At 70.5% G+C, this 24,733-nt stretch carries 30 protein-coding genes; 3 read left to right on the top strand and 27 right to left on the bottom strand.

The features are described from left to right. Positions 1-32: 32 nt before the first annotated feature. The gene (locus AC54T2_RS08250) at positions 33-6,311 is read right to left on the bottom strand and encodes an Ig-like domain-containing protein (protein ID WP_496665931.1); all 6,279 of its coding nucleotides are present in this window, start codon (positions 6,309-6,311) and stop codon (positions 33-35) included. A gap of 206 nt (positions 6,312-6,517) precedes the next feature. Between AC54T2_RS08250 and AC54T2_RS08245 the strand changes: the two genes are divergently transcribed. Continuing rightward, a complete protein-coding gene (locus tag AC54T2_RS08245) occupies positions 6,518-7,654 on the top strand; it encodes an FHA domain-containing protein (protein WP_496665930.1) in 1,137 nt (378 codons plus the stop codon). After that, positions 7,651-9,090 (top strand): serine/threonine-protein kinase, encoded by a 1,440-nt coding sequence (locus AC54T2_RS08240; protein ID WP_186342449.1) that lies wholly within the window; start codon positions 7,651-7,653, stop codon positions 9,088-9,090. The genes AC54T2_RS08245 and AC54T2_RS08240 overlap by 4 nt, the downstream gene beginning before the upstream one ends. Before the next feature lie 27 nt (positions 9,091-9,117). On the opposite strand, the gene AC54T2_RS08235 is transcribed toward AC54T2_RS08240, so the two are convergent. From AC54T2_RS08235 to rpsJ, 25 genes are all read right to left on the bottom strand, one after another. Beyond that, on the bottom strand, positions 9,118-10,149 hold the full coding sequence (locus AC54T2_RS08235; RefSeq protein WP_186342450.1) for a TerC family protein: 1,032 nt from the start codon (positions 10,147-10,149) through the stop codon (positions 9,118-9,120). Between the two features lie 206 nt (positions 10,150-10,355). Continuing rightward, positions 10,356-11,180 carry a type I methionyl aminopeptidase gene (gene map / locus AC54T2_RS08230; RefSeq protein ID WP_496665929.1) on the bottom strand — a complete coding sequence of 275 codons (825 nt, stop codon included), beginning with the start codon at positions 11,178-11,180 and terminating at the stop codon, positions 10,356-10,358. A 15-nt stretch (positions 11,181-11,195) separates the two neighbouring features. Continuing rightward, the gene (locus tag AC54T2_RS08225; RefSeq protein ID WP_186342452.1) at positions 11,196-11,771 is read right to left on the bottom strand and encodes an adenylate kinase; all 576 of its coding nucleotides are present in this window, start codon (positions 11,769-11,771) and stop codon (positions 11,196-11,198) included. After that, positions 11,772-13,067, bottom strand: coding sequence for a preprotein translocase subunit SecY (secY, locus tag AC54T2_RS08220; protein ID WP_186342453.1), 1,296 nt, complete (start codon positions 13,065-13,067; stop codon positions 11,772-11,774). A gap of 190 nt (positions 13,068-13,257) precedes the next feature. Continuing rightward, on the bottom strand, positions 13,258-13,698 hold the full coding sequence (gene rplO, locus AC54T2_RS08215; RefSeq protein ID WP_186342454.1) for a 50S ribosomal protein L15: 441 nt from the start codon (positions 13,696-13,698) through the stop codon (positions 13,258-13,260). A gap of 1 nt (position 13,699) precedes the next feature. Then, entirely contained in the window at positions 13,700-13,882 is a 183-nt protein-coding gene (gene rpmD, locus AC54T2_RS08210; RefSeq protein WP_056599717.1) for a 50S ribosomal protein L30, read from the bottom strand. Beyond that, the gene (gene rpsE / locus AC54T2_RS08205; protein WP_186342455.1) at positions 13,882-14,496 is read right to left on the bottom strand and encodes a 30S ribosomal protein S5; all 615 of its coding nucleotides are present in this window, start codon (positions 14,494-14,496) and stop codon (positions 13,882-13,884) included. The genes rpmD and rpsE overlap by 1 nt, the downstream gene beginning before the upstream one ends. A 40-nt stretch (positions 14,497-14,536) precedes the next feature. Then, entirely contained in the window at positions 14,537-14,920 is a 384-nt protein-coding gene (rplR, locus tag AC54T2_RS08200) for a 50S ribosomal protein L18 (protein WP_186342456.1), read from the bottom strand. A gap of 1 nt (position 14,921) precedes the next feature. Further along, positions 14,922-15,464 carry a 50S ribosomal protein L6 gene (gene rplF, locus AC54T2_RS08195; RefSeq protein WP_186342457.1) on the bottom strand — a complete coding sequence of 181 codons (543 nt, stop codon included), beginning with the start codon at positions 15,462-15,464 and terminating at the stop codon, positions 14,922-14,924. Between the two features lie 34 nt (positions 15,465-15,498). Then, positions 15,499-15,918 (bottom strand): 30S ribosomal protein S8, encoded by a 420-nt coding sequence (gene rpsH / locus AC54T2_RS08190; protein WP_135838853.1) that lies wholly within the window; start codon positions 15,916-15,918, stop codon positions 15,499-15,501. Positions 15,919-15,987: 69 nt separating this feature from the next. Then, positions 15,988-16,173: a type Z 30S ribosomal protein S14 gene (locus tag AC54T2_RS08185; RefSeq protein ID WP_011757321.1), complete on the bottom strand. Its 186-nt coding sequence runs from the start codon at positions 16,171-16,173 to the stop codon at positions 15,988-15,990. Between the two features lies 1 nt (position 16,174). Further along, the gene (gene rplE, locus AC54T2_RS08180) at positions 16,175-16,741 is read right to left on the bottom strand and encodes a 50S ribosomal protein L5 (RefSeq protein WP_186342458.1); all 567 of its coding nucleotides are present in this window, start codon (positions 16,739-16,741) and stop codon (positions 16,175-16,177) included. Position 16,742: 1 nt separating this feature from the next. Next, the gene (gene rplX, locus AC54T2_RS08175; protein ID WP_222129775.1) at positions 16,743-17,096 is read right to left on the bottom strand and encodes a 50S ribosomal protein L24; all 354 of its coding nucleotides are present in this window, start codon (positions 17,094-17,096) and stop codon (positions 16,743-16,745) included. Between the two features lie 3 nt (positions 17,097-17,099). Further along, complete coding sequence (gene rplN / locus AC54T2_RS08170) at positions 17,100-17,468, bottom strand: 50S ribosomal protein L14 (RefSeq protein WP_056599693.1); 369 nt, start codon at positions 17,466-17,468, stop codon at positions 17,100-17,102. Between the two features lie 103 nt (positions 17,469-17,571). Then, positions 17,572-17,853 carry a 30S ribosomal protein S17 gene (rpsQ, locus tag AC54T2_RS08165; RefSeq protein ID WP_186342460.1) on the bottom strand — a complete coding sequence of 94 codons (282 nt, stop codon included), beginning with the start codon at positions 17,851-17,853 and terminating at the stop codon, positions 17,572-17,574. Continuing rightward, positions 17,850-18,092 (bottom strand): 50S ribosomal protein L29, encoded by a 243-nt coding sequence (gene rpmC / locus AC54T2_RS08160; RefSeq protein WP_206054509.1) that lies wholly within the window; start codon positions 18,090-18,092, stop codon positions 17,850-17,852. The genes rpsQ and rpmC overlap by 4 nt, the downstream gene beginning before the upstream one ends. Further along, the gene (gene rplP / locus AC54T2_RS08155; protein WP_186342461.1) at positions 18,092-18,511 is read right to left on the bottom strand and encodes a 50S ribosomal protein L16; all 420 of its coding nucleotides are present in this window, start codon (positions 18,509-18,511) and stop codon (positions 18,092-18,094) included. Before rplP ends, rpmC begins: the two co-directional genes overlap by 1 nt. A gap of 4 nt (positions 18,512-18,515) precedes the next feature. Next, on the bottom strand, positions 18,516-19,334 hold the full coding sequence (gene rpsC, locus AC54T2_RS08150; RefSeq protein WP_186342462.1) for a 30S ribosomal protein S3: 819 nt from the start codon (positions 19,332-19,334) through the stop codon (positions 18,516-18,518). Then, positions 19,334-19,777, bottom strand: coding sequence for a 50S ribosomal protein L22 (gene rplV, locus AC54T2_RS08145; protein WP_186342463.1), 444 nt, complete (start codon positions 19,775-19,777; stop codon positions 19,334-19,336). Before rplV ends, rpsC begins: the two co-directional genes overlap by 1 nt. Continuing rightward, positions 19,774-20,055 (bottom strand): 30S ribosomal protein S19, encoded by a 282-nt coding sequence (gene rpsS, locus AC54T2_RS08140; RefSeq protein WP_090969263.1) that lies wholly within the window; start codon positions 20,053-20,055, stop codon positions 19,774-19,776. Before rpsS ends, rplV begins: the two co-directional genes overlap by 4 nt. A 5-nt stretch (positions 20,056-20,060) precedes the next feature. Next, complete coding sequence (gene rplB, locus AC54T2_RS08135; protein WP_489975810.1) at positions 20,061-20,897, bottom strand: 50S ribosomal protein L2; 837 nt, start codon at positions 20,895-20,897, stop codon at positions 20,061-20,063. 24 nt (positions 20,898-20,921) lie between these two features. Continuing rightward, complete coding sequence (rplW, locus tag AC54T2_RS08130; RefSeq protein ID WP_186342465.1) at positions 20,922-21,227, bottom strand: 50S ribosomal protein L23; 306 nt, start codon at positions 21,225-21,227, stop codon at positions 20,922-20,924. Next, positions 21,224-22,099, bottom strand: a complete 876-nt coding sequence (gene rplD / locus AC54T2_RS08125) for a 50S ribosomal protein L4, sunset domain variant (RefSeq protein ID WP_496665928.1) — start codon at positions 22,097-22,099, stop codon at positions 21,224-21,226. The genes rplW and rplD overlap by 4 nt, the downstream gene beginning before the upstream one ends. A 2-nt stretch (positions 22,100-22,101) precedes the next feature. Next, positions 22,102-22,767 (bottom strand): 50S ribosomal protein L3, encoded by a 666-nt coding sequence (rplC, locus tag AC54T2_RS08120; protein WP_186342467.1) that lies wholly within the window; start codon positions 22,765-22,767, stop codon positions 22,102-22,104. 8 nt (positions 22,768-22,775) lie between these two features. Then, entirely contained in the window at positions 22,776-23,084 is a 309-nt protein-coding gene (rpsJ, locus tag AC54T2_RS08115) for a 30S ribosomal protein S10 (protein WP_008360994.1), read from the bottom strand. Positions 23,085-23,583: 499 nt separating this feature from the next. On the opposite strand from rpsJ, the gene AC54T2_RS08110 reads away from it, so the two are divergent. Further along, positions 23,584-24,006 (top strand): hypothetical protein, encoded by a 423-nt coding sequence (locus AC54T2_RS08110; RefSeq protein WP_186342468.1) that lies wholly within the window; start codon positions 23,584-23,586, stop codon positions 24,004-24,006. On the opposite strand, the gene trmB is transcribed toward AC54T2_RS08110, so the two are convergent. Continuing rightward, complete coding sequence (gene trmB, locus AC54T2_RS08105) at positions 23,982-24,713, bottom strand: tRNA (guanine(46)-N(7))-methyltransferase TrmB (RefSeq protein ID WP_489975809.1); 732 nt, start codon at positions 24,711-24,713, stop codon at positions 23,982-23,984. The genes AC54T2_RS08110 and trmB overlap by 25 nt on opposite strands. Between the last annotated feature and the right edge of the window lie 20 nt (positions 24,714-24,733).

Here is a 24,733-nt window from a genome sequence, read left to right as displayed (position 1 = left end):
GTGCAGGGGTCGGGGGCGGTGCCGGTGAGCGGTCACCAGTCCTTCCAGCCCGAACCACCCGCTTGGTAGTTGCCCTGGTCGGGGCGGTAGTCGGGCGTCGTGCAGTTGAGGGCTACCTGCCCGGCGACGAGCGCGCCGTAGTGGTAGGCGTTGCCTCCGCGCGCCTCCGCGGGGTCGACGGCGAACGAGATGTCGGAGCGGAACCGGCGCTGGATGGTGCAGGTGTAGCGGGAGAGGAACCCGCGGACGCTGAAGTTGATGAAGGCGCAGTTGTCGTCCTCGCAGGTGTCCCCGGTCCAGCCGCGCGAGCCGCAGTCCGGGACGTCGGCGGGTCGGTCGGCGCGGGTCGAGCACTTGTCTCCACGGAAGATGACGATCTCGGGCTCCGGGGGCGCGGCCGTCGAACCGTCGGCGCTGCGGGAGACCGGGCCGCGGCCGTTGGCGCCGTCGGCGAGCGTGACGGTGACCCTCTCGCCGTGCCGGAAGCCCACGTCCAGGTTCTGCGTCTGGACCGACCACTGCCCGGCAGGCACCTGGAAGGTCTGGTTGCGGTCGGCGGAGGACACCGTCAACGTGGCCGGGCGACCGTTGGACGTCCCGGTCACCACCCAGGAGAGCCGCTGGCCGTCGGGCACCGGCTGGATCGAGGCGATGTTGTCGGCCTGCAGCGGTCCGAAGCTCTGCACGTTCACCTGCCCGCTCACCGTGCAGCCGGCCGGAGCGTCCTCGTTGCACACGCGCAGCTGCACCGGATAGGGCTGCTCGTTGCCGGGCAGCTGGACACGGGTGGTGACCGCGCCGGTCTGCTGGTTGAACGTCCGGGCGACCCCACCGGCGACGAGGATCTCGACCTTGCTGGTGCTGCCGCGTGAGTCCGGCACGGTGTACTGCAGCTGGACCTCCTGGTTGGCCCCCGTCGCCACCGCCTGGAAGGAGCCCCACGCCGCCGGGCGGCCGACGGCCTGGATGGACGTGCCGGCGCTCGCCTGCGAGCGATTGCCCGGCTCGTCGCCCGGCTGGTTGGCCGCCACCACCGTGTAGGTGTACGTGAGGCCGTCGTAGGGCACGCCGGTGTGCGTGCAGACGAGCGACGCGGTCCGCTGACAGCCGGGGACGGCGCCGGAGCTCTGCCCGTCGGTGTAGTTGACGGTGTAGACGGTCGGCCCGGGCCCCTCCGGCAGCACCGCCTGCCAGGAGATGCGGATGGACGTCTGGTTGGTGCCCGACTCCAGGTCGGCCACCGAGGGAGCGGGTGGTGCGGCCGGCGTGCCGAGGGACTGCATCTCGCCCGACGTGCGCGGGAGGGAGTAGCCCACCTGGTTCTGGGCCTTGATGGTGAAGTCGTAGCGCTGGTTGTTGTCGAGCCCGACGGCGGTGTAGGACGTCCTGCTGCCCGGTACGACGTCCTGTCCGCCGCGCCAGGTGATGGTGTAGTCGAGGATCCGGGAGGTGTCGGTGGCCGGCTTGTCCCACGCCACCGTGATCTGGCCGTCGCCACGGCTCGCCATCCGGATGTTCCGGACCCGGCCCGGCTGGGTGTCGGCCCGCGCCGAGCGCGACACGTCGCTCCACTCGCTCGACCCCACCCGGTTGACCGCCTGGGCACGGAAGCTGTAGTTGCCGCCGGTCTTGAGCTTGCGGAAGACGCACTCGTTGGTGTCGCACCGCTGCCGGGTGCCCGTCTTCTCCTCGCGCACCCAGTAGTGGAGGATCGGCGCCCCGCCGTCGTCGCCCGGAGGGGCCCATCCCATCTTGATGGTGCCCACCTCGTCGGACAGCGGGTAGGGCCGCGGCTCCCCGGGTGCCTCGGGCACGCCGACGACCTTGAACTGGATGCGTCCCTGCGCCCGGCGGTTCGCCGGCGGGTCGGACGTGGCGACGTCGCTCACCACGAGGTCGAAGGCCGCATCGGCGCCCCGGGCGTCCTGCGCGGCGCGCAACGTCAGGCGACTGCCGTCGACGCTGGCCTTCACCGCGGAGTTGCCCGTGCTCCGCACCGACACGACCTGCGGCTGGGGGTCGGCCACCCCCGCCTCGAGGTAGGAGCCGATGTCGTAGGTGCGGGTCTGGCCGGCCTCCATGGTCTCGACCCGGATGGGCAGCAGCCGCGGCGGCGGCGCCTGGGCCAGCCGGAAGCGCACCTCCTGGACGTTGCTGTCGCCGGCACGCACGGCCAGGACGGCATCGCCACCCTCGGTGGCCGCATCGGAGGCGGTGACCGCGACGATCGACCCCTGGGGGCTGGCGACCTCCACCCCGTCGAGTCCCTGGCTCCACTCCGCACTGAACTCGAGGGAGGCGGCGTCTCGCGGATCGACGGTGAAGACCTTGCAGTAGCTCGCGATGTCGAGCTCGTAGCGCTGACCGGCCGACATCGGGATCGCGCTCGTCGGGCACTCGAGCGAGGGGGTGTCGTCGCCGACGAGCACCGGGATGGACAGCACGGCCGTGACCCCGTCCTGGGTCGTGGACGTGTCCTCGTTGCCGCCGGCGCCGGTGGCCGTGGTGACCTCCACGAGGACCGAGCCCGGCCCGCGGAAGCCGGCCGGCGCCGACAGGGTGAAGCGGTTGTCGCCGTCGGGTCCGACACTCAGGGCACTGGGCGAGGCGGAGTAGGAGCGCCGGCCGGACGCGAGCCGCACCTGCCTGCCGTCGGGCGCCGCGATGTAGTCGGAGATCCGGCCCGTCGTGCTCTCACCCGGATCGAGCTCGATGAGGGCGTCGGGCAGGACGTAGGGAAGTTGGTCGCCGGTGGGCGGGATGTAGACGGCCGCGGCCGCGACCGCGCCGTCGGCGTCCCGCACCTGGAAGGGCAGCACCTTGGGCGCCGGGCCCCGGTCGGCGCGCACCTGCACCCCGTCGATCACGCGCGCCGAGGGGTCGCCGGTGACGTCGACGAGCTCGAGGTCGTCGACCGACCCGTCGGGGTCGTAGGCGCCCTCGAGGACGTCGACCACGACGCTCTCGCTCTCGTCGGCGCGCCCGAACGCGTCGTAGACGACCGGCGGGTTGTCGTAGTCGTCGGCAGTGTTCAGGGTCATCGTCGAGCGCGACTCGTCGATGCCGTTGGTGACCCGGTAGACGAGCACCGTCGGCGGCGCGGTCGCCGAGCCGGGCGCGGGCACCGTCACCAGGTTGGTGTCCGGGTCCAGGCGTGCGCCCTGGGGACCGTCGAGGATCTCGATCTCCACGGAGTCGCCCGAGGCGATGAAGTCGTTGGCCAGCGGGTCGAACGTCGCCGTGCGGCCGGGCTCGACGGTGAGCCGGTCCTCGACGGCGAGCGGCGGCTGGGGCTGACCGGGCTCGACCACGGCCACCCGGACCGTCCCGGTCGCGAAGGCGCCCTGGGAGTCGACGACGGAGTAGGTGAACTCGTCGGTGCCGACCGTGCGCGGGTAGGCCTGATACTCCAGGAAGTTGCCGCCCACGCCCTCGATCCGACCCAGCCGCGGGGCCGACGTGATGCCGGTGACCGTGACGGGGTCCCCGTTGCGGTCGACCCCGACGCCGGGCACGCGGACCTTGACCACGTCGCCGGAGACGACGCGGCCCTCCAGGGTCGGGGGCTCCGGCGCGTCGTTGGCCTCGTCCGCAGGCACGACGGTCACCTTCAGCACCCCGTCGGCGCGCTTGCCCTCCAGGTTCTGTGCCACGTAGGTGACGCTGTAGGTGTCGCGCTCCTCGACCGTCTCCGGCGCGACGTAGCGCACGACCCGGCCCGACACGAACGCGCGCCCCACGTCGCCCGTGACGTCGATGGGCGCGACGACGGCGAGCTCGCCGGGGGTGCCGGTGCTCGCGAGGTCGTTGAGCAGGGTCAGCCGGTCGCCGGCGGGCGAGACGTCGTTGTCGAGCACGGGCACCGCGACGGCCGCACCGGCACGCACCACGACCTTGTCGCTGACGGTGATCGGCGTGTTGTCCGCCGGGGCGGGACGCTGGGTGAGCACCACCTCGCCGCGCACGCCCGAGCTGGCACCGTTGCTGATCGTGTAGGAGACGGTCTGGGTGGTCGGGGCGAGCACCGGCTGCACCGCGGAGATCCGCAGCCAGCGTCCGTCGATGATCGCCACGTCGAGCTGTTCGTCGAGGTCGGCGGTCGCGCGCTGCACCACGAGCAGGCCGCCGCCCGGGTCGAGGTCGTTGGCCAGCACGTCGACGATGCCGGGGGCCTGGCCGTAGACGGTGAGGGTGTCCGGCATCGCCACCGGGTCGGCCGAGCGCTTGGGGCGCGCCTTGACGTCGACGCGGATCATGCCCTGGTCGAGCGGCGCGTTGCCGAAGCCGGCGTCATAGCTGAGGAAGTAGGTGCCGGCGCGCTCGCCGGTGAACGTCAGCTGGCCGGCGTCGAGGTCGGAGACGATCTTGGCGTTGGGCTGCTGCGGCACCTTGCCGCCGAGCGAGAGCTCGGCGTCGGGGGCGTTGGGGTCGGATCCGGGCAGGTCGTTGAGCAGCGGCCTGATCTTGATCGGCTTGCCGACCTCGCCGCGTACGACGTCGGGCTCGGCCTGCGGCGCATAGGACTTCTGGTCCTTCGGCGCCTGCACCTGGAAGCTCATCGACTTCCTGACCGGGGCGGAGCGGCCGTCGGTGACCGCGAACTCCACCCGCACCAGCTGTGGGCCATCCGCGGGGCCGCTCGGGGCCGTGAAGCGGATCCGGCCGTCGGCCGTGGTGCGCGCGGCCGCTCCGGACTGGTCCCCGCCGACCGCCCGCGCCGAATCGAGGAGCAGCGTGTCGCCGTCGCGGTCGTCACGCCAGTCGGCGACGACCGGGACCGCGAGCTCGCCGCCGTGCGGCACCTTGTAGGTCGGCTTGGTCCACCCCGCGCGCACGGCCGGCGGCTCGTTCTGCTGGGCGCCGCGCACCTCGATGTCGACGGTGGCGTGTGCGGACAGGCCGTTGCGGCCGTCGTCGATGAAGTAGTCGAACCGCGCCGGCCGGGCGTCCTCGGGCATCTGCAGCACGAGGGTCTGGCCGTCCGGGCTGATCTCGACGCGAGCGCCGCCGGAGGGCTGGTCGACGTCGACGATGCTCAGCAGCCGTCCGGCGGGCGCGGAGTCGTTGTCGAGCGGGTGCAGCACGGTGGTGCGCCCGGCGCGCACGCCGTAGGAGTCCGGCTTGGCGCGCGGGGGGCGCCGGTCGGCCTCGGCCTGGTTCTCGTTCTCCTCGTCGTCGTCCTTGTTCTTCTTCTTGGAGGTGAACGCCTCCCAGTTGTCGATGCGGATCGGCTTGTCCTGCTGGACGTCCCACACCGTGCCGCTGTTGGCATCGTTGAGCACGATCTCGCCCCGGTTGACCCGGAACGCCAGGCTGGTGGCGTTGCCACCGAGGTCGTCCTCCTTGACCTCGGCGGAGCCGCACTGGACCGCGACGGCGCCGAGGCCGCCGGACCAGGCGCCGTAGACGCACGCGCCGAGGCGGACCGGCTCGGCGGGGGCTCCCGACCTGCCCGAGACCGTGGTGACGTCCCCGGAGTCGAGGTCGACGCTCAGCAGTCCCTCGGGCGCGCCCACCAGCACCGTGCCGTGGGCAGGACCGGCCTGCTGCAGCCGGCTGCCCGGCGGGACGGGCACGGTGGCGCCGCCGACGACGCTGAGGACCCCGGCGTCGGCGTCGAGGGTCACGACGCGCTCGCCCACGGTGGTGACCTCCGACACCTGGCCGGCATCGCCGGGGAGGTCGGTGGTGCGGGGCTTGCGGAAGGTCGCGTCGGTGGGCGACAGGGCCGTGAGGGTGCCCTCCTCGGTCGAGGTCACCACCACCGTGCCGGCCTGGCTGACGGCCAGGGCGGCGCCCTCCCCGGTCTCGGCCACCGGCTCGGCCTGCCGGTCGACGGCGCTCACCAGCGGCTTGCCGAGGTGGTCGTCGTAGCGCACGGCCCACACCTCGCCGGTCTCGGCGTCGACGGTGGCCAGGGTGCCGCCCGCCATCGCGACGTCGCCCGTCGCGGGAACCGCGGCGGAGCCGCCGTCCTGGGCCTCCAACCTGCTGGTCTCGATCGCCTGGCCGCGACTGGTGCCGGCATCCAGGGTGACGACCGCGGCGCCGTCCTGCACCACGTCGAGGCGGGCCTTGCCGTTGTCGCCGGGCACGACGCCGTCGAGCTGGTTGATCGGCTTGTTGAGCCGACCCGACCAGCCCAGCTTGCCGTTGACGACCCACACGCCGCCGTCGTTGAGCTCGGCCTCGTGCGCCTTGTAGCCGTCGGCGGTCACGGCGTAGACGACGACGGCGGTGACGGTGATCGCCAGAGCGACACCTGAGGCGATGCCCGCCCGGTGTCGACGCAGAGCGCCCCCACGTGCCACGTCGGTCCCCCCTCGGCCCCACGAATCGGAGGTGCGCCCGCCGCGATCCCCCAGAGGAGGGTAAGTATGCCTTCGGGGTTCGACAAGTTTACGAGAAGTCCAGACCATGTGCGCGGGACTGGCGTGATGGGTGATGATGGCGCCGTGGGGGTGCGCGAGGGGAGCCGAGGTTGATCGTGGAAGCGCGGTACGCCAGAGGGACCGGCGTGCTCGTCGGGCGGGGGGCGCACTGGGTGCTGCTCACCGACCCCGGTGACGAGCAGGTGCTCCAGGACATCTGGGACGCGCTGTCGCCGACCGCACCGTCGGGCCCGAGCGTCGCGGAGAGGGTGCTGGCCATCGCGGAGAGGGCCTTCGCGGGCGACCCGCCCGCCCTGGCCCTCGCCGACTTCACCTCGGGTGCCTCGAGCACCCTGTCGCGCGGCTCCGGCCACGTACGCCTCGCCGGCCCCTCCCGCGTGCTGGGCATCGACCGAGGCGCCGATCCCGACGGCCTCGCGCCCACCCGACGCCTCGTGGGCGGGGTCGTGGCCGCCGACCGCGTCGAGCTCACGCCGGTCTCGACCCGCACCGCTCCCGCGCCGCGTGCCGACGTGGGCGACCCGCCGGCCGCGGCCGAGGCCCTCATCGACGGGATCCCCGCCGACATCCTCGCCGCCAAGGGACCCGACGGACCGCCGCCGCGCACCCGCGTACGCCGCCCCGTCGAGGACACCGGCTCCCTGGCCGACACCTCCGAGCCCGATCCCCTCGTCATGCAGCGGATCGAGGAGGGCGCGCACACCACGATCCGGCCCGCGCCCGGCCCCGCCGGGGCGTCCGACGACCACGACGGGTCGACGACGCTGCGCCCCTCGCACCTGGCGCACGGCACGGTCCCGACCGTGCTGGCGGTGAGCTGCCCGCTGGGCCACCTCACTCCGCCGGCCGCGCCGCAGTGCCGGGTCTGCCACCAGCGCGTCGCCCCGCAGCAGCCCCGTCGCGTCGACCGCCCGCCGCTGGGCGGGCTGCGGCTCCCGACCGGCGAGGTGGTGCCGCTCGACCGCGGCGTGATCCTGGGCCGCAAGCCCGCGCCGCCCGAGGGCAGCACCGACTGGCCCCACCTCGTCCACCTGCCCTCCGACCACTCCTTCGTCTCGCGCCGCCACCTGCAGATCGAGCTCGACGGCTGGGACGTCGTCGCCCGCGACCTCGAGAGCCGCGGGGGCACCACCGTCGCGCTGCCGGGCCGCGACCCCGAGCGGATGCGTCCCGGCGACGCCTACGTCCTCGAGCCCGGCAGCGTCCTCGACCTGGCGCACGTCTACAGCGTGCGCTTCGAGTCGGGGGCGGTCGCCCGGTGAGCGCCCCCACCATCCCGGGGTTCGCGTTCGTCGAGCACCTGGGCAGCGGCGGATTCGCCGACGTCTTCCTCTACGAGCAGCAGTGGCCGCGGCAGCGGGTCGCGGTCAAGGTGGTGCGCCCCGACGTGCCGCTGACCGACCGGGAGAAGTACCTCTTCACCGCCGAGGCCAACGCGATGGCGCGCCTGGCCGACCACCCCTACATCGTCTCGGTGATCACCGCCGGGGTGACGGCCGAGGGCGGCCGTCCGTTCCTGGTGATGCGCTACTGCCCGCCGCCCGACCTGGGCGTGCGGGTGCGCGCCAACCCGATGGCGCCCGTCGACGCCGTCTCCACCGGGATCAAGCTGGCGAGTGCCATCGAGACCGCCCACCGCTCGGGCATCCTGCACCGCGACATCAAGCCGAGCAACGTGCTGGTCACCAGCTATCACGAGCCGGCCCTGACCGACTTCGGCATCGCCGGGCACATCGCCGACGTCGAGGGCGACAACGACGTCCGCATCTCCTATCCCTGGTCCCCGCCGGAGCTGCTCGACGGGCGCTCCAACGGCTCGGTCGCCTCCGACGTCTACTCGCTCGGCGCCACCATCTGGCACCTGCTGGTGGGACGCTCGCCGTTCTCGATACCGTCGGGCGACAACTCCACGCGGGCGCTCAGCGCCCGCATCCTGCACGCCCCCGCGCCGGCCACCCAGCGCCCCGACGTCCCGCCGGCGCTCGACCGGCTCCTGCAGCAGTGCCTGGCCAAGCGCCCCGACCACCGGCCCTCAAGTGCGCTCGAGCTCGCCCGGGCCCTGCAGCGGATCGAGGCGGCCGCCGGCTGGCCCCGCACGCCTGTGGCCGTCGAGGGCGACCGCCCGGACTCGTCCGTGAGCACCGCACCGGCCGTCGGGGCCGCTGGCGGGGCAGTGGGCTACGCCGGGGACACCGACGACGCCACGGCGATGAAGCCGGTCACCGTGATCTCGGCGAGCGGCCCGCGGCGCATCGCCGCGCAGGTCCCCGCGCCCGTGAGCGACGACCAGGACGAGCAGCGCGGCCGCGTGCCCGCACTGGTGTGGGCCGGCGCCGGAGCGGCGGTCCTCGCGGTGGTGCTCGCCCTCCTCGTGTTCGGAGGCGACGACCGTGGGGAGGACCCCGGGGTGGTGGTGCCGACCGCGTCACAGACGCCCGCCGACGTGGTGCCCGACGTGATCACAGAGGCCGTCACCCTCAACGGCACCCGCACACCTCGCGGCGTGCTGTTCGAGTGGCGCCCGCCGGTGCCGGTGGAGCCGGGCGACTCGTTCGGCTGGCACCGCGACGACACCGACGAGTACGGCACCACCACCCGCAGGCGGCTGCTGGTCCGCACCGACGACCCGGTGTGCCTCGACGTGCGGATGACCCGCGGGTCGGACAACTCGCCCAGTGCGAGCGCCTGCGTGTCCTGACCCGCGGGTCGCGCCGTCAGGCCGCGGTCAGTCGTCCTCCCAGTCGCGGCGCGGGCCGGTGGCCGCGTCCTGCTCCTGGGCCGACATCCGGCTCGAGGCCCACAGCGACACGACCGCGGTGATCGCCAGCGTGGCCACGATGACCACCAGGGAGAGCCAGATCGGGATCTCCAGCCAGGCGTAGTCGAGGTGCTCGCCACCGTTGATGAACGGCAGCTCGTTCTCGTGGAGCGCGTGGAAGAACAGCTTCACGCCGATGAAGGCCAGCAGGAACGCCAGGCCGTAGGACAGGTAGATCAGGCGCTGGAGCAGGCCGCCGATCAGGAAGTAGAGCTGGCGCAGGCCCATCAGCGCGAAGATGTTGGCCGTGAGCACCAGGTAGGGCTCCTTGGTGATGCCGAAGATGGCCGGGATCGAGTCGAGCGCGAACAGCAGGTCGGTCGTGCCGAGGGTGATGATCACGATGAGCATCGGCGTGATCATCTTCTTCGCGCCCTCCCCGCTCACGACCAGCTTCCGGCCGTGCCACTCCGAGGTCGCGGGGAAGCGACGCTCGACGAACGCGACGAGCTTGTTCTCCTCGAACTCGTCGTCCTCGTCCTCCGAGCCCTCCTTGGCCAGCTTGACCGCCGTGTAGACCAGGAAGAGGCCGAAGAGGTAGAAGACCCAGCTGAAGTTGTTGATGGCCGCGGCGCCGACGGCGATGAAGACCGCCCGCATGGCCAGGGCCATCACGATGCCGATCATCAGGGCATACTGCTGGAGCTCACGCGGCACCGCGAACTTGGCCATGATGATGATGAAGATGAAGAGGTTGTCGATGGAGAGCGAGTACTCCACCAGCCAGCCGGAGTAGAACTCGAGGGCCGGCGTGCCGCCTGATGTGTACCAGACGCCGAGGCCGAAGAGGATGGCCAGGCCGACGTAGATCGACAGGTAGGTCGCGCACTCCTTCATGCTCGGCTCGTGCGGCCGGCGGCCGACCACGGCGAGGTCGAAGGTGAAGATCGCGAGGGTCACCACGCCAGTGGCGATCCAGACCCAGGTGGGTACGTCCACGCTGCTTGCTCCTAGGGATGAGGCGAGATCGGGGTCCGCGCACGGCACGGACGCCAGAGGTCTCTTCCGCCCGCCCGACCGGGCGGACCAGTGGCACCGGGCGCCGCTCGCGCGGACGCCGTACTGACGACACCACTACCAGGGAATACTCCCCTCCAACCGCGTCAGTCTGTCACGCCCGTCACGGTGGGCACGAACCCCAGGGGTCAGCGTCCGCCGAATGGGACGCCGAGCGCCGCGAGCCGCTCGCGGCCCCCGTCGACCGCGGTGAGCACCCAGGCCCCCTCGGGGGTCACGGTGAACGTGTGCTCGAAGTGGGCGGCGTAGGAGCCGTCGACCGTCGAGACGGTCCACTCGTCCTCGTGGAGGTCGGTGTGCTTGCTGCCGAGGGTCACCATCGGCTCGACCGCGAGCGCCAGGCCCTCCACGATCGACGGACCGCGGCCGCGGCGCCCGACGTTGGGCACGTTGGGCGCCATGTGCATCTCGGTGCCGATGCCGTGGCCGGTGTAGTCCTCGAGGATGCCGTAGCGGCCCTGGGCGCGCACGTAGGACTCGACGGCGTGGCTGATGTCGGAGACCCGCCCGCCGAGCCGTGCGGCGGCCATCCCGCGCCAGAGCGACTCCTCGGTCACGCGCAGCAGCTCGGCCACGTCGTCGGCCACCTCGCCCACGGGGACCGTGACGGCGGCGTCGCCGTGCCAGCCGGCGACGATCGCCCCGCAGTCGATCGAGATCACGTCGCCGTCGGCGAGCGTGCGCTGCCCGGGGATGCCGTGCACGACCTCGTCGTTGACGGACGCGCAGATCGTCGCCGGGAAGGGCGGGTGGCTGTAGCCCTTGAACGACGGCACGCCGCCGTGGTCGCGGATGTGGGCCTCGGCGAGGGTGTCGAGCTCGAGCGTCGTCACCCCGGGCCGGACCGCCGAGCGCAGCAGCTCGAGCGTCTCCCCCACCAGCAGCCCGGCGACCCGCATGAGGTCGATCTGCTCAGGGGTCTTGATCTCGATCCCGCGATCGCGGAAGCCCATGGGTGCGCCCGACCGTCAGCTCTGCGGGACGACGTCGAGGGCACCGAAGATGCGCTCGGTGACCTCGTCGACCTCGCCCATCCCGTCGACCTCGACCAGGAGGCCGCGCTCGCGGTAGACCTCGATCAGCGGCTCGGTCTGCTCGGCATAGAGCTCCTGGCGGCGCCGGATGACGTCCTCGGTGTCGTCGGTGCGACCGTCGGTCACCGCGCGGTTGAGGAGCCGCTGGACGAGCTCCTCCGCGTCGACCGTCAGCACCACGACCGCGTCGAGCCGGTGACCGGTGAAGGCGATCATCTCGTCGAGCTCGCCCACCTGGGCCAGGGTGCGGGGGTAGCCGTCGAGCAGGAAGCCCGGCGCGGCGTCGTCCTCGCCGATGCGGTTGCGCACCATCAGGTTGGTGACCTCGTCGGGGACGTACTCGCCGGCGTCCATGTAGCGCTTGGCCTCGACGCCGAGGGGCGTGCCCTGCGTGACGTTGGCGCGGAAGATGTCGCCGGTCGAGATCGCCGGGATGCCGAAGTGGTCGGCCACGAAGCGGGCCTGGGTGCCTTTTCCGGCTCCCGGGGGGCCCATCAGGATGAGTCTCATCTACTTCAGGAATCCTTCGTAGTTGCGCTGCTGGAGCTGGCTCTCGATCTGCTTCACGGTGTCGAGCGCGACACCGACCATGATCAGGATCGACGTGCCGCCGAACGGGAAGTTCTGGTTGGCCTGGATCATCGCGAACGCGACGAGCGGGACCAACGAGATCAGGCCGAGGTAGAGCGCTCCGGGGAACGTGATGCGGGACAGGACGTAGGACAGGTAGTCCTCGGTCGGCTTGCCCGCCCGGATCCCGGGGATGAAGCCGCCGTACTTCTTCATGTTGTCCGCCACCTCGACAGGGTTGAAGGTGATCGAGACGTAGAAGTACGTGAAGAAGATGATCAGCAGGAAGTAGGTCGCCATGTAGAGCGGGTGGTCGCCGTTGACGAAGTAGGTCCCGATGAAGTCGAGCACGGGGTTCTGGCTCTCGGGGTTGAACTGCACCGCCATCGCCGGCAGGTAGAGCAGCGAGGAGGCGAAGATGACCGGGATGATGCCGGCCTGGTTGACCTTGAGCGGGATGTAGGTCGAGTTGCCGCCGAACATCTTGCGCCCGACCATCCGGCGGGCGTACTGCACCGGGATGCGGCGCTGGGCCTGCTCGATGAAGATGACGCCCGCGACCAGCACGAGGCCGATGACCATGACGATGGCGAACGTGACCCAGCCCTGCGAGGTCTGCACGCCCCACAGCGCGGCCGGGAAGGTCGCGACGACCTGGGTGAAGATGAGGATCGACATGCCGTTGCCGATGCCGCGGTCGGTGATGAGCTCGCCGAGCCACATGATCACGGCGGTGCCGGCGGTCATGGTGATGACCATGACGAGGAACGTGGCGGTGCCGTCGTCGTGGAGCAGGTCGCGCGTGCAGCCCTGCAGCAGGGCGCCGTTGCGCGCGAGGGCGACGATGCCGGTCGCCTGGAGGACGGCGAGGCCCAGGGTGAGGTAGCGCGTGTACTGGGTGATCTTCGTCTGCCCGGCCTGCCCCTCCTTCTTCAGCGCCTCGAGCCGTGGGATCACCACGACGAGCAGCTGCAGGATGATGGAGGCCGTGATGTACGGCATGATCCCCAGCGCGAAGATGGTGAGCTGGAGCAGCGCACCGCCCGAGAAGAGGTTGATCAGGCTGTAGAGGCCGCCCTCCTCCAGCTGGCTGATGCACGCCTGGACGTTGGCGACGTGCACACCGGGGGTGGGCACCTGGGAGCCGAGCCGGAAGATCGTGATGACCAGCAGGACGAAGAGCAGCTTGCGCCGCAGGTCCGGAGTCCGGAAAGCGTTGGCGAACGCGCCTAGCACTGGTTCCTCTTTCGTATGGGTGCCCGGCCGGGGTCGGCGGGCGGACGAGACACCCTCGCCGTCGTACGGCGGAGGGCCCGGGGAAGCCTAACAGCCGGGGTGCGACCCGCTTCCCCGCTCAACGACGAAGGCCCGGCCGACAGTTCCCACTGTGCGGCCAGGCCTTCACCGGATGAGCGAGATCGTGACCTCAGGCCACGGTCACGGAGCCGCCGGCGGCCTCGATCTTCTCCTTGGCGGAGCTCGAGAACGCGTCGGCGCTGACCTGGACGGCGACGGAGATGTCGCCCTGGCCCAGGACCTTGACGGGCTGGTTCTTGCGAACGGCGCCCTTGGCGACCAGGTCCTCGACGGTCACGGTGCCGCCGTCGGGGAACAGCTCGCCGAGGCGGTCGAGGTTGACGACCTGGAACTCCACGCGGAAGGGGTTCTTGAAGCCCTTCAGCTTGGGCAGGCGCATGTGGATCGGCATCTGGCCACCCTCGAAGGCGGACGGCACCTGGTAGCGCGCCTTGGTGCCCTTGGTGCCGCGGCCCGCGGTCTTTCCCTTGGAGCCCTCACCGCGACCCACACGGGTCTTGGCGGTCTTGGCGCCCGGAGCGGGACGCAAGTGGTGCAGCTTGAGCGTCATGTCACTCCACCTCCTCGAACGTCACCAGGTGACGGACAGTGTTGATCATGCCCCGGATCTCCGGGCGGTCTTCCTTCACGACGACGTCGCCGATCCGCTTGAGACCGAGCGAGCGCAGCGTCTCGCGCTGGTTGGCCTTGAGGCCGACCAGCCCGCGCTTCTGCTGGACCTTGAGCTGTGCCATCAGGCCGACACCTCCGCAGCGCCCTCGGCGCGCGCCTTGAGCAGCGCGGCCGGGGTGACGTCCTCGACCCGCATGCCGCGGCGAGCAGCCACGGCCTCGGGCTCCTCGAGCATCCGCAGCGCCTCGACGGTCGCGTGGACGATGTTGATCTGGTTGGACGAGCCGAGCGACTTGCTCAGCACGTCGTGGATGCCGGCGCACTCGAGGACCGCACGCACCGGGCCACCGGCGATGACGCCGGTACCGGGGGCGGCGGGACGCAGCAGGACGACGCCCGCAGCCTTCTCGCCCTGCACCGGGTGCGGGATCGTGCCCTGGATGCGGGGGACCTTGAAGAAGTGCTTCTTGGCCTCCTCGACACCCTTGGCGATCGCCGCGGGGACTTCCTTCGCCTTGCCGTAGCCGACGCCGACCAGACCTTCACCGTCGCCGACGATCACGAGGGCGGTGAAGCTGAAGCGACGACCACCCTTCACGACCTTGGCGACTCGGTTGATCGCCACGACGCGCTCGATGTAGGCGGTCTTGTCAGCCTGGTTGCGACCGTTGTCGCGTCCGCGACGGTCACCAGACTGGCGCTCGCCACCGCGCTGTCCGCGCTGGGCTCCGCTCATGAGACTTGCTCCTTAATCGTCATTCTTGGGTGTCGGGCGATCAGAACTGGAGGCCGCCCTCACGGGCGGCGTCGGCCAGGGCCGCGATGCGGCCGTGGTACTTGTTGCCGGCGCGGTCGAAGACCACGTCGTCGATGCCTGCCGCCTTCGCCCGGTCGGCCACCAGCGCGCCGACCTTCTTGGCCTGGTCGGTCTTGTCGCCGCCCGCGTTGCGGACGTCGGCCTCCATCGACGAGGCGTAGGCCAGCGTCGCACCGGCGAGGTCGTCGACGACCTGCACGGTGATGTGACGCGCCGAGCGGGTCACGACCAGGCGCGGACGCTCGGTCGTGCCGTGGATCCGCTTGCGGCCGCGCGCCTGGCGGCGCAGACGGGCACGAACGCGCGGAGCGGTGTGCTTGTTGTTGGACAGCGAGATCGCCATGTCACTTACCGGCCTTTCCGACCTTGCGGCGGATGTGCTCGCCGGCGTAGCGCACGCCCTTGCCCTTGTAGGGCTCGGGCTTGCGGAGCTTGCGGATCTTGGCCGCAACCTCTCCGACGAGCTGCTTGTCGATGCCGACGACACCGAGCTTGGTCGGGCCCTCGACGGTGAAGGTGATGCCCTCAGGGGCGTCGAAGATGATCGGGTGCGAGTAGCCGAGCTGGAACTCGAGCTGCGTCGGCCCCTTGGGCAGGACGCGGTAGCCCACGCCCACGATCTCGAGCTTCTTCTCGTAGCCGTCGGTCACGCCCACGACCATGTTGTGGATCAGCGTGCGGGTGAGGCCGTGGAGCGAGCGGCTGTTGCGCTCGTCGTCGGGACGCTGCACCTCAAGGATGCCGTCCTCGCCCTTGGCGACCGTGATCGGCGACGCGATGGTGTGCGACAGGGTGCCCTTGGGGCCCTTGACGGTCACCAGCGAGTCGTCGATCGCGACGTCGACACCGGACGGGACCGCGATGGGGAGCTTGCCAATGCGCGACATGCTTCTCTCTCTTCCTGGTCTCAGATGGTCCGGGTCACCAGACGTAGGCGAGGACTTCGCCGCCCACGCCCTTCTGGTTCGCCTGGCGGTCGGTCAGCAGTCCCTGCGACGTCGAGATGATCGCGACACCGAGGCCCCCGAGGACCTTGGGCAGGTTGGTGCTCTTGGCGTAGACGCGCAGGCCGGGCTTGCTGATGCGGCGCACGCCCGCGATGGAGCGCTCCCGGTTGCGGCCGTACTTGAGGGTCACGGTCAGCGTCTTGCCCACGGCGGGCTCGCCCTCGGCGCTCACGTTGTCCGCGACGTCGTAGGAGGTGATGTAGCCCTCCTGCTTGAGGATCTCGGCGAGGCCGGCCTTCATCTTGCTGTAGGGCATCGACACCACGTCGTGGTACGCCTGGTTGGCGTTGCGCAGACGCGTGAGCATGTCTGCGATCGGGTCAGTCATCGTCATGATGGGGTTCTTTCTCGTCGTGGTTTCCCGCGGCTCGCGGCCTCGGGACCTTCAACGTGTGTGAGTGAATTACCAGGAGGACTTGGTGACGCCGGGGAGCTCGCCGCGGTGGGCCATCTCCCGCAGGCAGATCCGGCACAGGCCGAACTTGCGGTAGACGGCCTTCGGGCGGCCGCAGCGCTGGCAGCGGGTGTAGCCGCGGACAGCGAACTTCGGCTTGCGGGCGGCCTTGACCTTGAGCGCAGTCTTCGCCATGTCAGTTCTCCTTGAACGGGAAGCCGAGCTGCTTGAGCAGCGCGCGGCCCTCGTCGTCGTTGGTGGCGGTGGTCACGACGGTGATGTCCATGCCGCGGGACCGGTCGATCCTGTCCTGGTTGATCTCGTGGAACATGACCTGCTCGGTGAGACCGAAGGTGTAGTTGCCGCGCCCGTCGAACTGCTTGGGCGAGAGGCCGCGGAAGTCGCGGATGCGGGGCAGCGCCAGGGACAGCAGGCGGTCGAGGAACTCCCACATGCGGTCGCCGCGCAGCGTCACGTGGGCGCCGATCGGCATGCCCTCGCGCAGCTTGAACTGGGCGATCGACTTGCGGGCCTTGGTCACGGCCGGCTTCTGGCCGGTGATCGCGGTGAGGTCGCGGATCGCGCCCTCGATCAGCTTGGAGTCGCGAGCCGCCTCGCCGACGCCCATGTTGACCACGATCTTGGTCAGGCCGGGCACCTGCATGATGTTGGCGATCTCGAACTCCGAGCGCAGCGCGGGGACGATCTCCTCGCGGTAGCGCGCCTTGAGACGGGGAATCTCAGTGGTCTGGGTCTCGGCCATCTCAGATCTCCTTGCCGCTCTTGCGGGACACGCGGACCGAGCGCGACGCGGCGTAGGTCGAGCCGTCCGGACGACGCTTGGTGACCTCGTCGCGGCGGAAGCCGACCCGGGTGACGCCGTCGCCCTCGACGAGCATCACGTTGGAGACGTGGATGGGCGCCTCGCGCGTGATGATGCCGCCGGTGGTGTTGGTCTGCTGGACGGACTTGGTGTGGCGCTTGACGAGGTTGACACCCTCGACGATCACGCGGTCCTCCTCGCGGAGCACCGAGATGACCTTGCCCTGGGCACCCTTGTCCTTGCCGGCGATCACCTTGACGGTGTCGCCCTTCTTGATGTTCATGTGCTTACCCATCTCTCACAACACCTCCGGGGCGAGCGAGATGATCTTCATGAAGCGCTTCTCGCGCAGCTCGCGGCCGACGGGACCGAAGATGCGCGTGCCGCGCGGCTCACCGTCGTTCTTGAGGATGACGGCGGCGTTCTCGTCGAAACGGATGTAGGAACCGTCGGCGCGGCGACGCTCCTTGACGGTGCGCACGACCACGGCCTTGACGACGTCGCCCTTCTTGACGTTGCCACCGGGGATCGCGTCCTTGACGGTGGCGACGATGACGTCACCGATGCCGGCGTAGCGACGCCCAGAGCCACCGAGAACACGGATGCAGAGGATCTCCTTCGCACCGGTGTTGTCGGCGACCTTGAGTCGCGACTCCTGCTGGATCATTGATTTCTCCTGGTTGTCGAGCTGGTTCTCGCCCCCTCAGCGGGGAGCGAGCCTGGCCGAACTGATGTGTGGAAGATGTGGAGCTCGAGGCCGGGGCCTCAGGTCACTTGGCCTTCTCGAGGACCTCGACGAGGCGCCAGCGCTTGGTGGCCGACAGCGGGCGGGTCTCCATGATCAGGACCCGGTCGCCGATGCCGCACTGGTTGGTCTCGTCGTGCGCCTTGAGACGCGAGGTCTTGCGCAGCACCTTGCCGTAGAGGGCGTGCTTCACGCGGTCCTCGACGGCGACGACGATGGTCTTGTCCATCTTGTCGCTCACGACGAGGCCCTCGCGGACCTTGCGCTGCTTGCGCTCAGCGGACTGGGTGGCAGTGTTCTCGCTCATGCCTTCGCCTCTTCGTTGGTGCCCGGGGTGGTGCGGATGCCGAGCTCGCGCTCGCGCACCACGGTGTAGATGCGGGCGATGTCCTTCTTGACCACGCGCAGCCGGCCGTTGCTCTCCAGCTGGCCGGTCGCGGCCTGGAACCGCAGGTTGAACAGCTCCTCCTTGGCCTCGCGCAGCTTGGCCTCGAGGGCGGTTGCGTCGAGCTCGTCGAGCTCGTGGGCGTTCAGCTTGGTAGCCATCAGAATTCACCGGCCTCACGGGAGATGAACCGGCACTTCATCGGGAGCTTGTGCATCGCGCGGCGCATGGCCTCGCGGGCAACGGTCTCGTCGACGCCGGAGAGTTCGAACATGACGCGGCCGGGCTTGACGTTGGCCACCCACCACTCGGGGGAGCCCTTGCCGGAGCCCATGCGGGTCTCGGCCGGCTTCTTGGTCAGCGGACGGTCCGGGTAGATGTTGATCCAGACCTTTCCGCCTCGCTTGATGTGGCGGGTCATGGCGATACGGGCCGACTCGATCTGCCGGTTGGTCACGTAGTGACCCTCGATCGCCTGGATGCCGAAGTCACCGAAGGCCAGCGTGGTGCCGCCCTTCGCGGCGCCACGACGCTTGGGGTGGTGCTGCTTGCGGTGCTTGACGCGACGGGGCATCAGCATGAGGTCAGGCCTCCTGTCCGGTGCTCGGTGCCGCCTCGGCGGCCGGGGCCGCAGACGTCTCGGCGGGGGCCTCGGCACGAGGGGCGCGGTCGCCGCGCGAGCCACGGCTCGGACGGTCGCCGCCACGGGTGTTGGGACGGCCACCGCGGCCGGGGGCACCGGCGCGGGCGGCCTGCTGGGCCTGGCGCTCGGCACGGGTGCCGGCGACCTCGCCCTTGTAGATCCACACCTTCACGCCGATGCGGCCGAAGGTGGTGCGGGCCTCGTAGAAGCCGTAGTCGATGTCGGCGCGGAGCGTGTGCAGGGGCACGCGGCCCTCGCGGTAGAACTCCGTGCGGGACATCTCGGCGCCGTTGAGGCGACCCGAGCACTGGATCCGGATGCCCTTGGCACCCGAGCGCATCGAGGTCTGCATCGCCTTGCGCATGGCACGACGGAACTGCACCCGGCCCGAGAGCTGCTCCGCGACGCCCTGGGCGACCAGCTGCGCGTCGACCTCGGGGTTCTTGACCTCGAGGATGTTGAGCTGCACCTGCTTGCCGGTGAGCTTCTCGAGCTCGCCGCGGATGCGGTCGGCCTCGGCGCCGCGGCGACCGATGACGATGCCCGGGCGGGCGGTGTGGATGTCGACGCGCACGCGGTCACGGGTGCGCTCGATCTCGACCTTGGAGATGCCGGCCCGCTCCATGCCCTTGGAGAGCAGCTTGCGGATGGCGACGTCCTCACCGACGTAGGACTTGTAGAGCTTGTCGGCGTACCAACGGCTCTTGTGGTCGGTGGAGATGCCCAGGCGGAAGCCGTTGGGGTTGATCTTCTGACCCATCAGGCACCCCTTCCGTTCTTGTTGGCGCGGCCGTTCTTCGTGGCCAGCACGTCGGCCGGCTGCACCGCGAGGGTGATGTGGCTGGTGCGCTTGTTGATGCGCGTGGCCCGGCCCTGGGCACGGGGACGCCAACGCTTCATCGTCGGGCCCTCGTCGACCATGGCGACGGAGAGCACGAGGTCGGCCCGGTTGAGGCCCTCGGTGGTCTCCGCGTTGGCGACGGCGCTCTCGAGCACCTTGTAGACGGTCTCGGAGGCGGCCTGCGGCGCGAACTGCAGCAGGGTCAGTGCCTCGTCGACCGGAAGGCCGCGGACCATGTCGACGACACGGCGGGCCTTCATCGGGGTGATCCGCACGTAGCGGGCGCTGGCGTACGCGCCCGGCTGGTCGCCGAGCAGCGACTCGCGGCGCGCGCTGGTGCGGCTGCGCTCGGTGGTGCTCATCGACGGCGTCCCTTCCGGTCTTCCTTGACGTGCCCGCGGTAGGTGCGGGTGGGGGCGAACTCCCCGAGCTTGTGGCCGACCATGGAGTCGGTCACGAAGACGGGGACGTGCTTGCGACCGTCGTGCACAGCGATGGTGTGACCGATCATGTCGGGCACGATCATCGACCGGCGCGACCAGGTCTTGATGACGTTGTGGCTGCCCTTCTCGTTCTCGGCGTCCACCTTCTTCTGAAGGTGGTCGTCGACGAAGGGGCCCTTCTTGAGGCTGCGAGGCATGTCGGTTACTTCCTACCCTTGCCGGACTTGCGACGACGGATGATCTGGGAGTCGCTGGCCTTGCGCTTGCGCGTGCGGCCCTCGGGCTTGCCCCAGGGGGAGACGGGGTGGCGTCCACCGGACGTCTTGCCCTCACCACCACCGTGCGGGTGGTCCACCGGGTTCATGACGACACCGCGGACGGTCGGGCGAACGCCCTTCCACCGCATGCGGCCGGCCTTGCCCCAGTTGATGTTGGACTGCTCGGCGTTGCCGACCTCGCCGATCGTGGCGCGGCAGCGCACGTCGACGAAGCGCATCTCTCCCGAGGGCATGCGCAGCGTGGCGCGGCTGCCCTCACGGGCGACCAGCTGGGCGGAGTTGCCGGCCGAGCGGGCGATCTTCGCGCCGCCGCCCGGACGCAGCTCCACGCAGTGGATGGTCGTGCCGACCGGGATGTTGCGCAGCGGCAGGTTGTTGCCGGGCTTGATGTCGGCGTTGGGGCCGGACTCCACGGGCGTGCCCTGCGTCAGGCCGCGCGGCGCGACGATGTAGCGCTTCTCGCCGTCGGCGTAGTGCAGCAGCGCGATGCGCGCGGTGCGGTTGGGGTCGTACTCGATGTGAGCGACCTTGGCCGGGACGCCGTCCTTGTCGTAGCGACGGAAGTCGATGATGCGGTAGGCGCGCTTGTGGCCGCCACCCTTGTGCCGGGTGGTGATGCGACCCTGGTTGTTGCGACCACCGTTCTTGGGCAGCGGGCGCGTCAGCGACTTCTCGGGCGTGGACCGGGTGATCTCGACGAAGTCGGCCACCGACGAGCCACGACGGCCCGGGGTGGTCGGCTTGTACTTGCGGATAGCCATATCAGTTCCTAGTCAGGAGCCCGGTCAGGAGACCGGACCTCCGAAGATGTCGATGCGGTGACCCTCGGCGAGGCTGACGATCGCACGCTTGGTGTTGGGCCGCTTGCCCAGGCCGTAGCGGGTGCGACGGGTCTTGCCCTGGCGGTTGATCGTGTTGACCGAGGTGACCTTGACGTCGAAGACCTTCTCGACCGCGATCTTGATCTCGGTCTTGTTGGCGTCCGGGTGGACGATGAAGGTGTACTTGTTGGCGTCGAGCAGGCCGTAGCTCTTCTCCGACACGACCGGGGCGATCAGGACGTCGCGGTGGTCCTTGTGCAGGGTGCTCACTTGTCGCTCTCCTTCTCCTCGGCGCGGGTCAGACCAGCGGCCTCGGCGTCCTCGACGGACTTGAACCAGAAGTCGCCGCCCGAGACGTCGTAGCCGGCGTCGCCCTCGACGAGGTAGCTGCCGGACCGCAGGCCCTGGACCTCGTAGCCCTTGGGGTTCTTGCCGCTCTTGAGCGGAGCCTTCGCGCCGGCCGGCAGGGCCGGCTCGTCGGCGGCCTGCTCGGTCGCGGCGGGCGCGGCCTGCTCGGTCTTCTCGGACTTCGTGGCCGGAGCAGCGGAGGCGCCACCCACGAAGACGTCGTAGGCACCCTTGGTGAAGACCACGTCGTCAGCGGCCAGCACGTCGTAGGTGTTGAGCTGGTCGACGGCGACGATGTGGACCTCGGGCGCGTTGCGCAGCGAGAGCCAGGTGATCGCGTCGGAACGCTCGAGCACCACGAGGTAGCCCACGCGGTCGGTCAGCGAGGTCAGCGCGGCCAGCGCGTCCTTGGTGGAGGGCTTGTCGCCCGACACCAGGCCGTCGACCACGTGGACGCGGTCGTTGCGGGCCCGGTCGGAGAGGGCACCGCGCAGGGCGGCGGCCTTCATCTTCTTGGGGGTGCGCTGGTCGTAGCTGCGCGGCTGCGGGCCGTGGACCGTGCCACCGCCGGCGAACTGCGGGGCGCGGGTCGAGCCCTGGCGGGCGCGGCCGGTGCCCTTCTGCTTGTAGGGCTTGCGGCCACCGCCGCGGACCTCGCCGCGGGTCTTGGTGGAGTGCGAGCCCTGGCGCGCAGCGGCCTGCTGGGCCACGACGACCTGGTGGATCAGGGGGATGTTGACCTCGACGTCGAAGATCTCGGCGGGGAGGTCGACCTTGACGGTCTTGACAGCCATGCTCAGGCCTCCTGCGTCTTCTTGGCCGCCGAGCGCAGGACCACGAGTCCGCCGCGGGGGCCGGGAACGGCGCCCTTGAGCAGGATCAGGCCCTTGTCGGCGTCGACGGCGTGCACCGTCAGGTTCTGGGTGGTGACCGTGTCGTTGCCCATGCGGCCCGACATGCGGGTGCCCTTGAACACGCGACCCGGGGTGGCGCAGGCGCCGATGGAGCCGGGCTTGCGGTGGTTGCGGTGGGCACCGTGGGAGGCCGAGACGCCGGAGAAGCCGTGACGCTTCATCGTGCCGGCGAAGCCCTTGCCCTTGCTGGTGCCGGTGACGTCGATCTCGTCGCCCGCGGCGAAGGTGTCGACCCCGAGCTCCTGACCCACGGTGTAGGAGGCGGCGTCGGCGGTGCGGATCTCCGCGACGTGGCGGCGGGGGGTGACGCCGGCCTTGGTGAAGTGGCCCGTCTCGGGCGAGTTCACCTTGCGGGCCTCGATCTCGCCGAAGCCGACCTGGATGGCGTTGTAGCCGTCCACCTCGGGCTGGCGGACCTGGGTCACCACGTTGGTGCTCGCGGCGATGACGGTCACGGGGACGACGCGGTTGTTCTCGTCCCAGAGCTGGGTCATGCCGAGCTTGGTGCCCAGCAGTCCCTTGACGTTGCGTTCGAAAGTCTTAGCCATGTCGCGCCTCAGAGCTTGATCTCGATGTCGACACCGGCAGGCAGGTCGAGACGCATCAGCGAGTCGACGGTCTTCGGCGTCGGGTCGATGATGTCGATCAGGCGCTTGTGGGTGCGCATCTCGAAGTGCTCGCGGGAGTCCTTGTACTTGTGGGGCGAACGGATGACGCAGTACACGTTCTTCTCGGTCGGCAGCGGCACAGGGCCGGCGACCTTCGCACCCGTACGGGTGACGGTGTCCACGATCTTCCGCGCCGAGGTGTCGATCACCTCGTGGTCATAGGCCTTGAGCCTGATGCGGATCTTCTGTCCCGCCATAGGTCCCTGTCCTCTTCGATCTCGTACGCCTGGTCTGGTTTCGGTCCCTCGCCCCTGATGGGCGAGTGCCGCCTGTCTCTCCTCCACCCTCCGACCCCCGCGGTCGGGCGTGTCGCACCCCCGACTGAAAACATCGGGCTTCGTGACACGACCCCTGGGGATCGGTGCTGCTCTGGGTGGCACCCGACGGTTGTCGGATCTGGTCGGGTCTCCGATCACCATGTGACCTGGTGCGGCGCACGCAGACGACTGGCTCGATCAAGGAGACGCGATTCAGAAGTCAAGTGGTGCCGCACCCCGGCGACCCGCCGGAGCAACCGGAACATCTTGACAGACTCCGCACACCCACGCCAAATCGCAGGCGACGGGTCCGACGAGGTCCGGCTCCGGGGGCTCCCCGACGCCGCGCGAGCGGTGCCGGAAGCAGTGTCCAGTCTACGCGGGATCGCGGTCCGCAGCGACTCTTGCCCCTCCCCCGGGCCCGACCTACCGTCGAGACATGACCGCCATGGTCGTGTTCGTCCTCTGCACGGTGGCGCTGGCCGGCGTCATGGGCGCCGCCGTGTGTCCCGCCGAGCTCGACCGGGCCGTGCGGCGGCTGCGGCGGCGCCTCGCCCCGCCCCCTCCCCCGTCGTCGCCGTCCGTCGCGTCCGCGCCGGCGATCGAGGAGCTGGCCGCCGACGTGCGGCGGGTGCGCCGCGTGGCGCTGGCCCCGGCCCCGGGCACCCCGATGGCGCGACGGCGCGGCATCCTGGCGGCCTACGACGACCTGCTCGCCCAGGCGGCGCGGACCCTCGAGGTGCCCGACCTGATGAGCGAGCTGCCCGAGGGCACCGAGCGCGACGCCGAGCGACTGCGGCTCGAGCACCTGCTCCGGGAGGCCGGCCTCGTGCTCGATCAGTCCCGCACGGACCTCCGGTAGCAGAGGTCGACGATGTCACGTCCGACGTCGCGGCCCTTGCGCTCGAACCTGGTGACCGGGCGCTCGGCCCAGCGCTCGACGGGCCCGCCCTCGAGGGTCGGCTCCGCGTCGAGCACCTCGCGCATCTGCACGGCGTAGTCCGCCCAGTCGGTGGCCAGCCGCCAGGCGCCGCCGGGCACGAGCCGGGACGAGGCGAGCGCGGCGTTGGCGGGATTGACCAGGCGCCGCTTGCGGTGCTTGGTCTTGCGCCAGGGGTCGGGGAAGAAGGTCCACAGCTCCTCCACGCTGCCCGGGCCGAGCAGGTTCTCCAGCGACCAGACGGCGTCGACGGCGCAGAAGCGCACGTTGTCGGCGCCCGCCTCGGCGACCCGCCAGAGCGAGTCGGCGATGCCGGGCAGCCACACCTCCAGCGCGAGGACGTTGTGCTCGGGGCGCGCGGCGGCGAGCACCGAGGTGGCCTCACCGATGCCCGAGCCGATCTCGACGATCAACGGGGCGTCGCGACCGAACCACTCGGTGAGCGAGAAGCCGGGGCGGTCGATCGCGTCCTCCGGGATCACCCAGTCGGCGTGGTGGGCCGCCCAGGACTCGGCCTGGCGCGGGGTGAAGCGGCTGCCGCGGCGCGAGTAGGTGAGCACCTCGCGCATCCGGCGCCCGTCCTCGGTGAGCTTGCGGTGCGGGCGGGCAGGGCGTACGACGTCGTTCACGCCCCCATCCTCCCCGCTCC

The organism is Nocardioides sp. Z35_8 (genome assembly GCF_059621125.1).
Note: the sequence above shows the minus strand (reverse complement) of the source record. Positions and strands in the feature narration are given on the sequence as shown.

Coding starts and splice junctions, on each gene's coding strand:
- map (WP_496665929.1), bottom strand. CDS start 11,180: ATGGGCTTCCGCGATCGCGGGATCGAGATCAAGACCCCTGAGCAGATC.
- AC54T2_RS08225 (WP_186342452.1), bottom strand. CDS start 11,771: ATGAGACTCATCCTGATGGGCCCCCCGGGAGCCGGAAAAGGCACCCAG.
- rplO (WP_186342454.1), bottom strand. CDS start 13,698: ATGACGCTCAAGCTGCACCACTTGCGTCCCGCTCCGGGCGCCAAGACC.
- rpmD (WP_056599717.1), bottom strand. CDS start 13,882: ATGGCACAGCTCAAGGTCCAGCAGAAGCGCGGGCTGGTCGGCCTCAAG.
- rpsE (WP_186342455.1), bottom strand. CDS start 14,496: ATGAGCGGAGCCCAGCGCGGACAGCGCGGTGGCGAGCGCCAGTCTGGT.
- rplR (WP_186342456.1), bottom strand. CDS start 14,920: ATGGCGATCTCGCTGTCCAACAACAAGCACACCGCTCCGCGCGTTCGT.
- rplF (WP_186342457.1), bottom strand. CDS start 15,464: ATGTCGCGCATTGGCAAGCTCCCCATCGCGGTCCCGTCCGGTGTCGAC.
- rpsH (WP_135838853.1), bottom strand. CDS start 15,918: ATGACGATGACTGACCCGATCGCAGACATGCTCACGCGTCTGCGCAAC.
- AC54T2_RS08185 (WP_011757321.1), bottom strand. CDS start 16,173: ATGGCGAAGACTGCGCTCAAGGTCAAGGCCGCCCGCAAGCCGAAGTTC.
- rplE (WP_186342458.1), bottom strand. CDS start 16,741: ATGGCCGAGACCCAGACCACTGAGATTCCCCGTCTCAAGGCGCGCTAC.
- rplX (WP_222129775.1), bottom strand. CDS start 17,096: ATGGGTAAGCACATGAACATCAAGAAGGGCGACACCGTCAAGGTGATC.
- rplN (WP_056599693.1), bottom strand. CDS start 17,468: ATGATCCAGCAGGAGTCGCGACTCAAGGTCGCCGACAACACCGGTGCG.
- rpsQ (WP_186342460.1), bottom strand. CDS start 17,853: ATGAGCGAGAACACTGCCACCCAGTCCGCTGAGCGCAAGCAGCGCAAG.
- rpmC (WP_206054509.1), bottom strand. CDS start 18,092: ATGGCTACCAAGCTGAACGCCCACGAGCTCGACGAGCTCGACGCAACC.
- rplP (WP_186342461.1), bottom strand. CDS start 18,511: ATGCTGATGCCCCGTCGCGTCAAGCACCGCAAGCAGCACCACCCCAAG.
- rpsC (WP_186342462.1), bottom strand. CDS start 19,334: ATGGGTCAGAAGATCAACCCCAACGGCTTCCGCCTGGGCATCTCCACC.
- rplV (WP_186342463.1), bottom strand. CDS start 19,777: ATGAGCACCACCGAGCGCAGCCGCACCAGCGCGCGCCGCGAGTCGCTG.
- rpsS (WP_090969263.1), bottom strand. CDS start 20,055: ATGCCTCGCAGCCTCAAGAAGGGCCCCTTCGTCGACGACCACCTTCAG.
- rplB (WP_489975810.1), bottom strand. CDS start 20,897: ATGGCTATCCGCAAGTACAAGCCGACCACCCCGGGCCGTCGTGGCTCG.
- rplD (WP_496665928.1), bottom strand. CDS start 22,099: ATGGCTGTCAAGACCGTCAAGGTCGACCTCCCCGCCGAGATCTTCGAC.
- rplC (WP_186342467.1), bottom strand. CDS start 22,767: ATGGCTAAGACTTTCGAACGCAACGTCAAGGGACTGCTGGGCACCAAG.
- rpsJ (WP_008360994.1), bottom strand. CDS start 23,084: ATGGCGGGACAGAAGATCCGCATCAGGCTCAAGGCCTATGACCACGAG.
- AC54T2_RS08110 (WP_186342468.1), top strand. CDS start 23,584: ATGACCGCCATGGTCGTGTTCGTCCTCTGCACGGTGGCGCTGGCCGGC.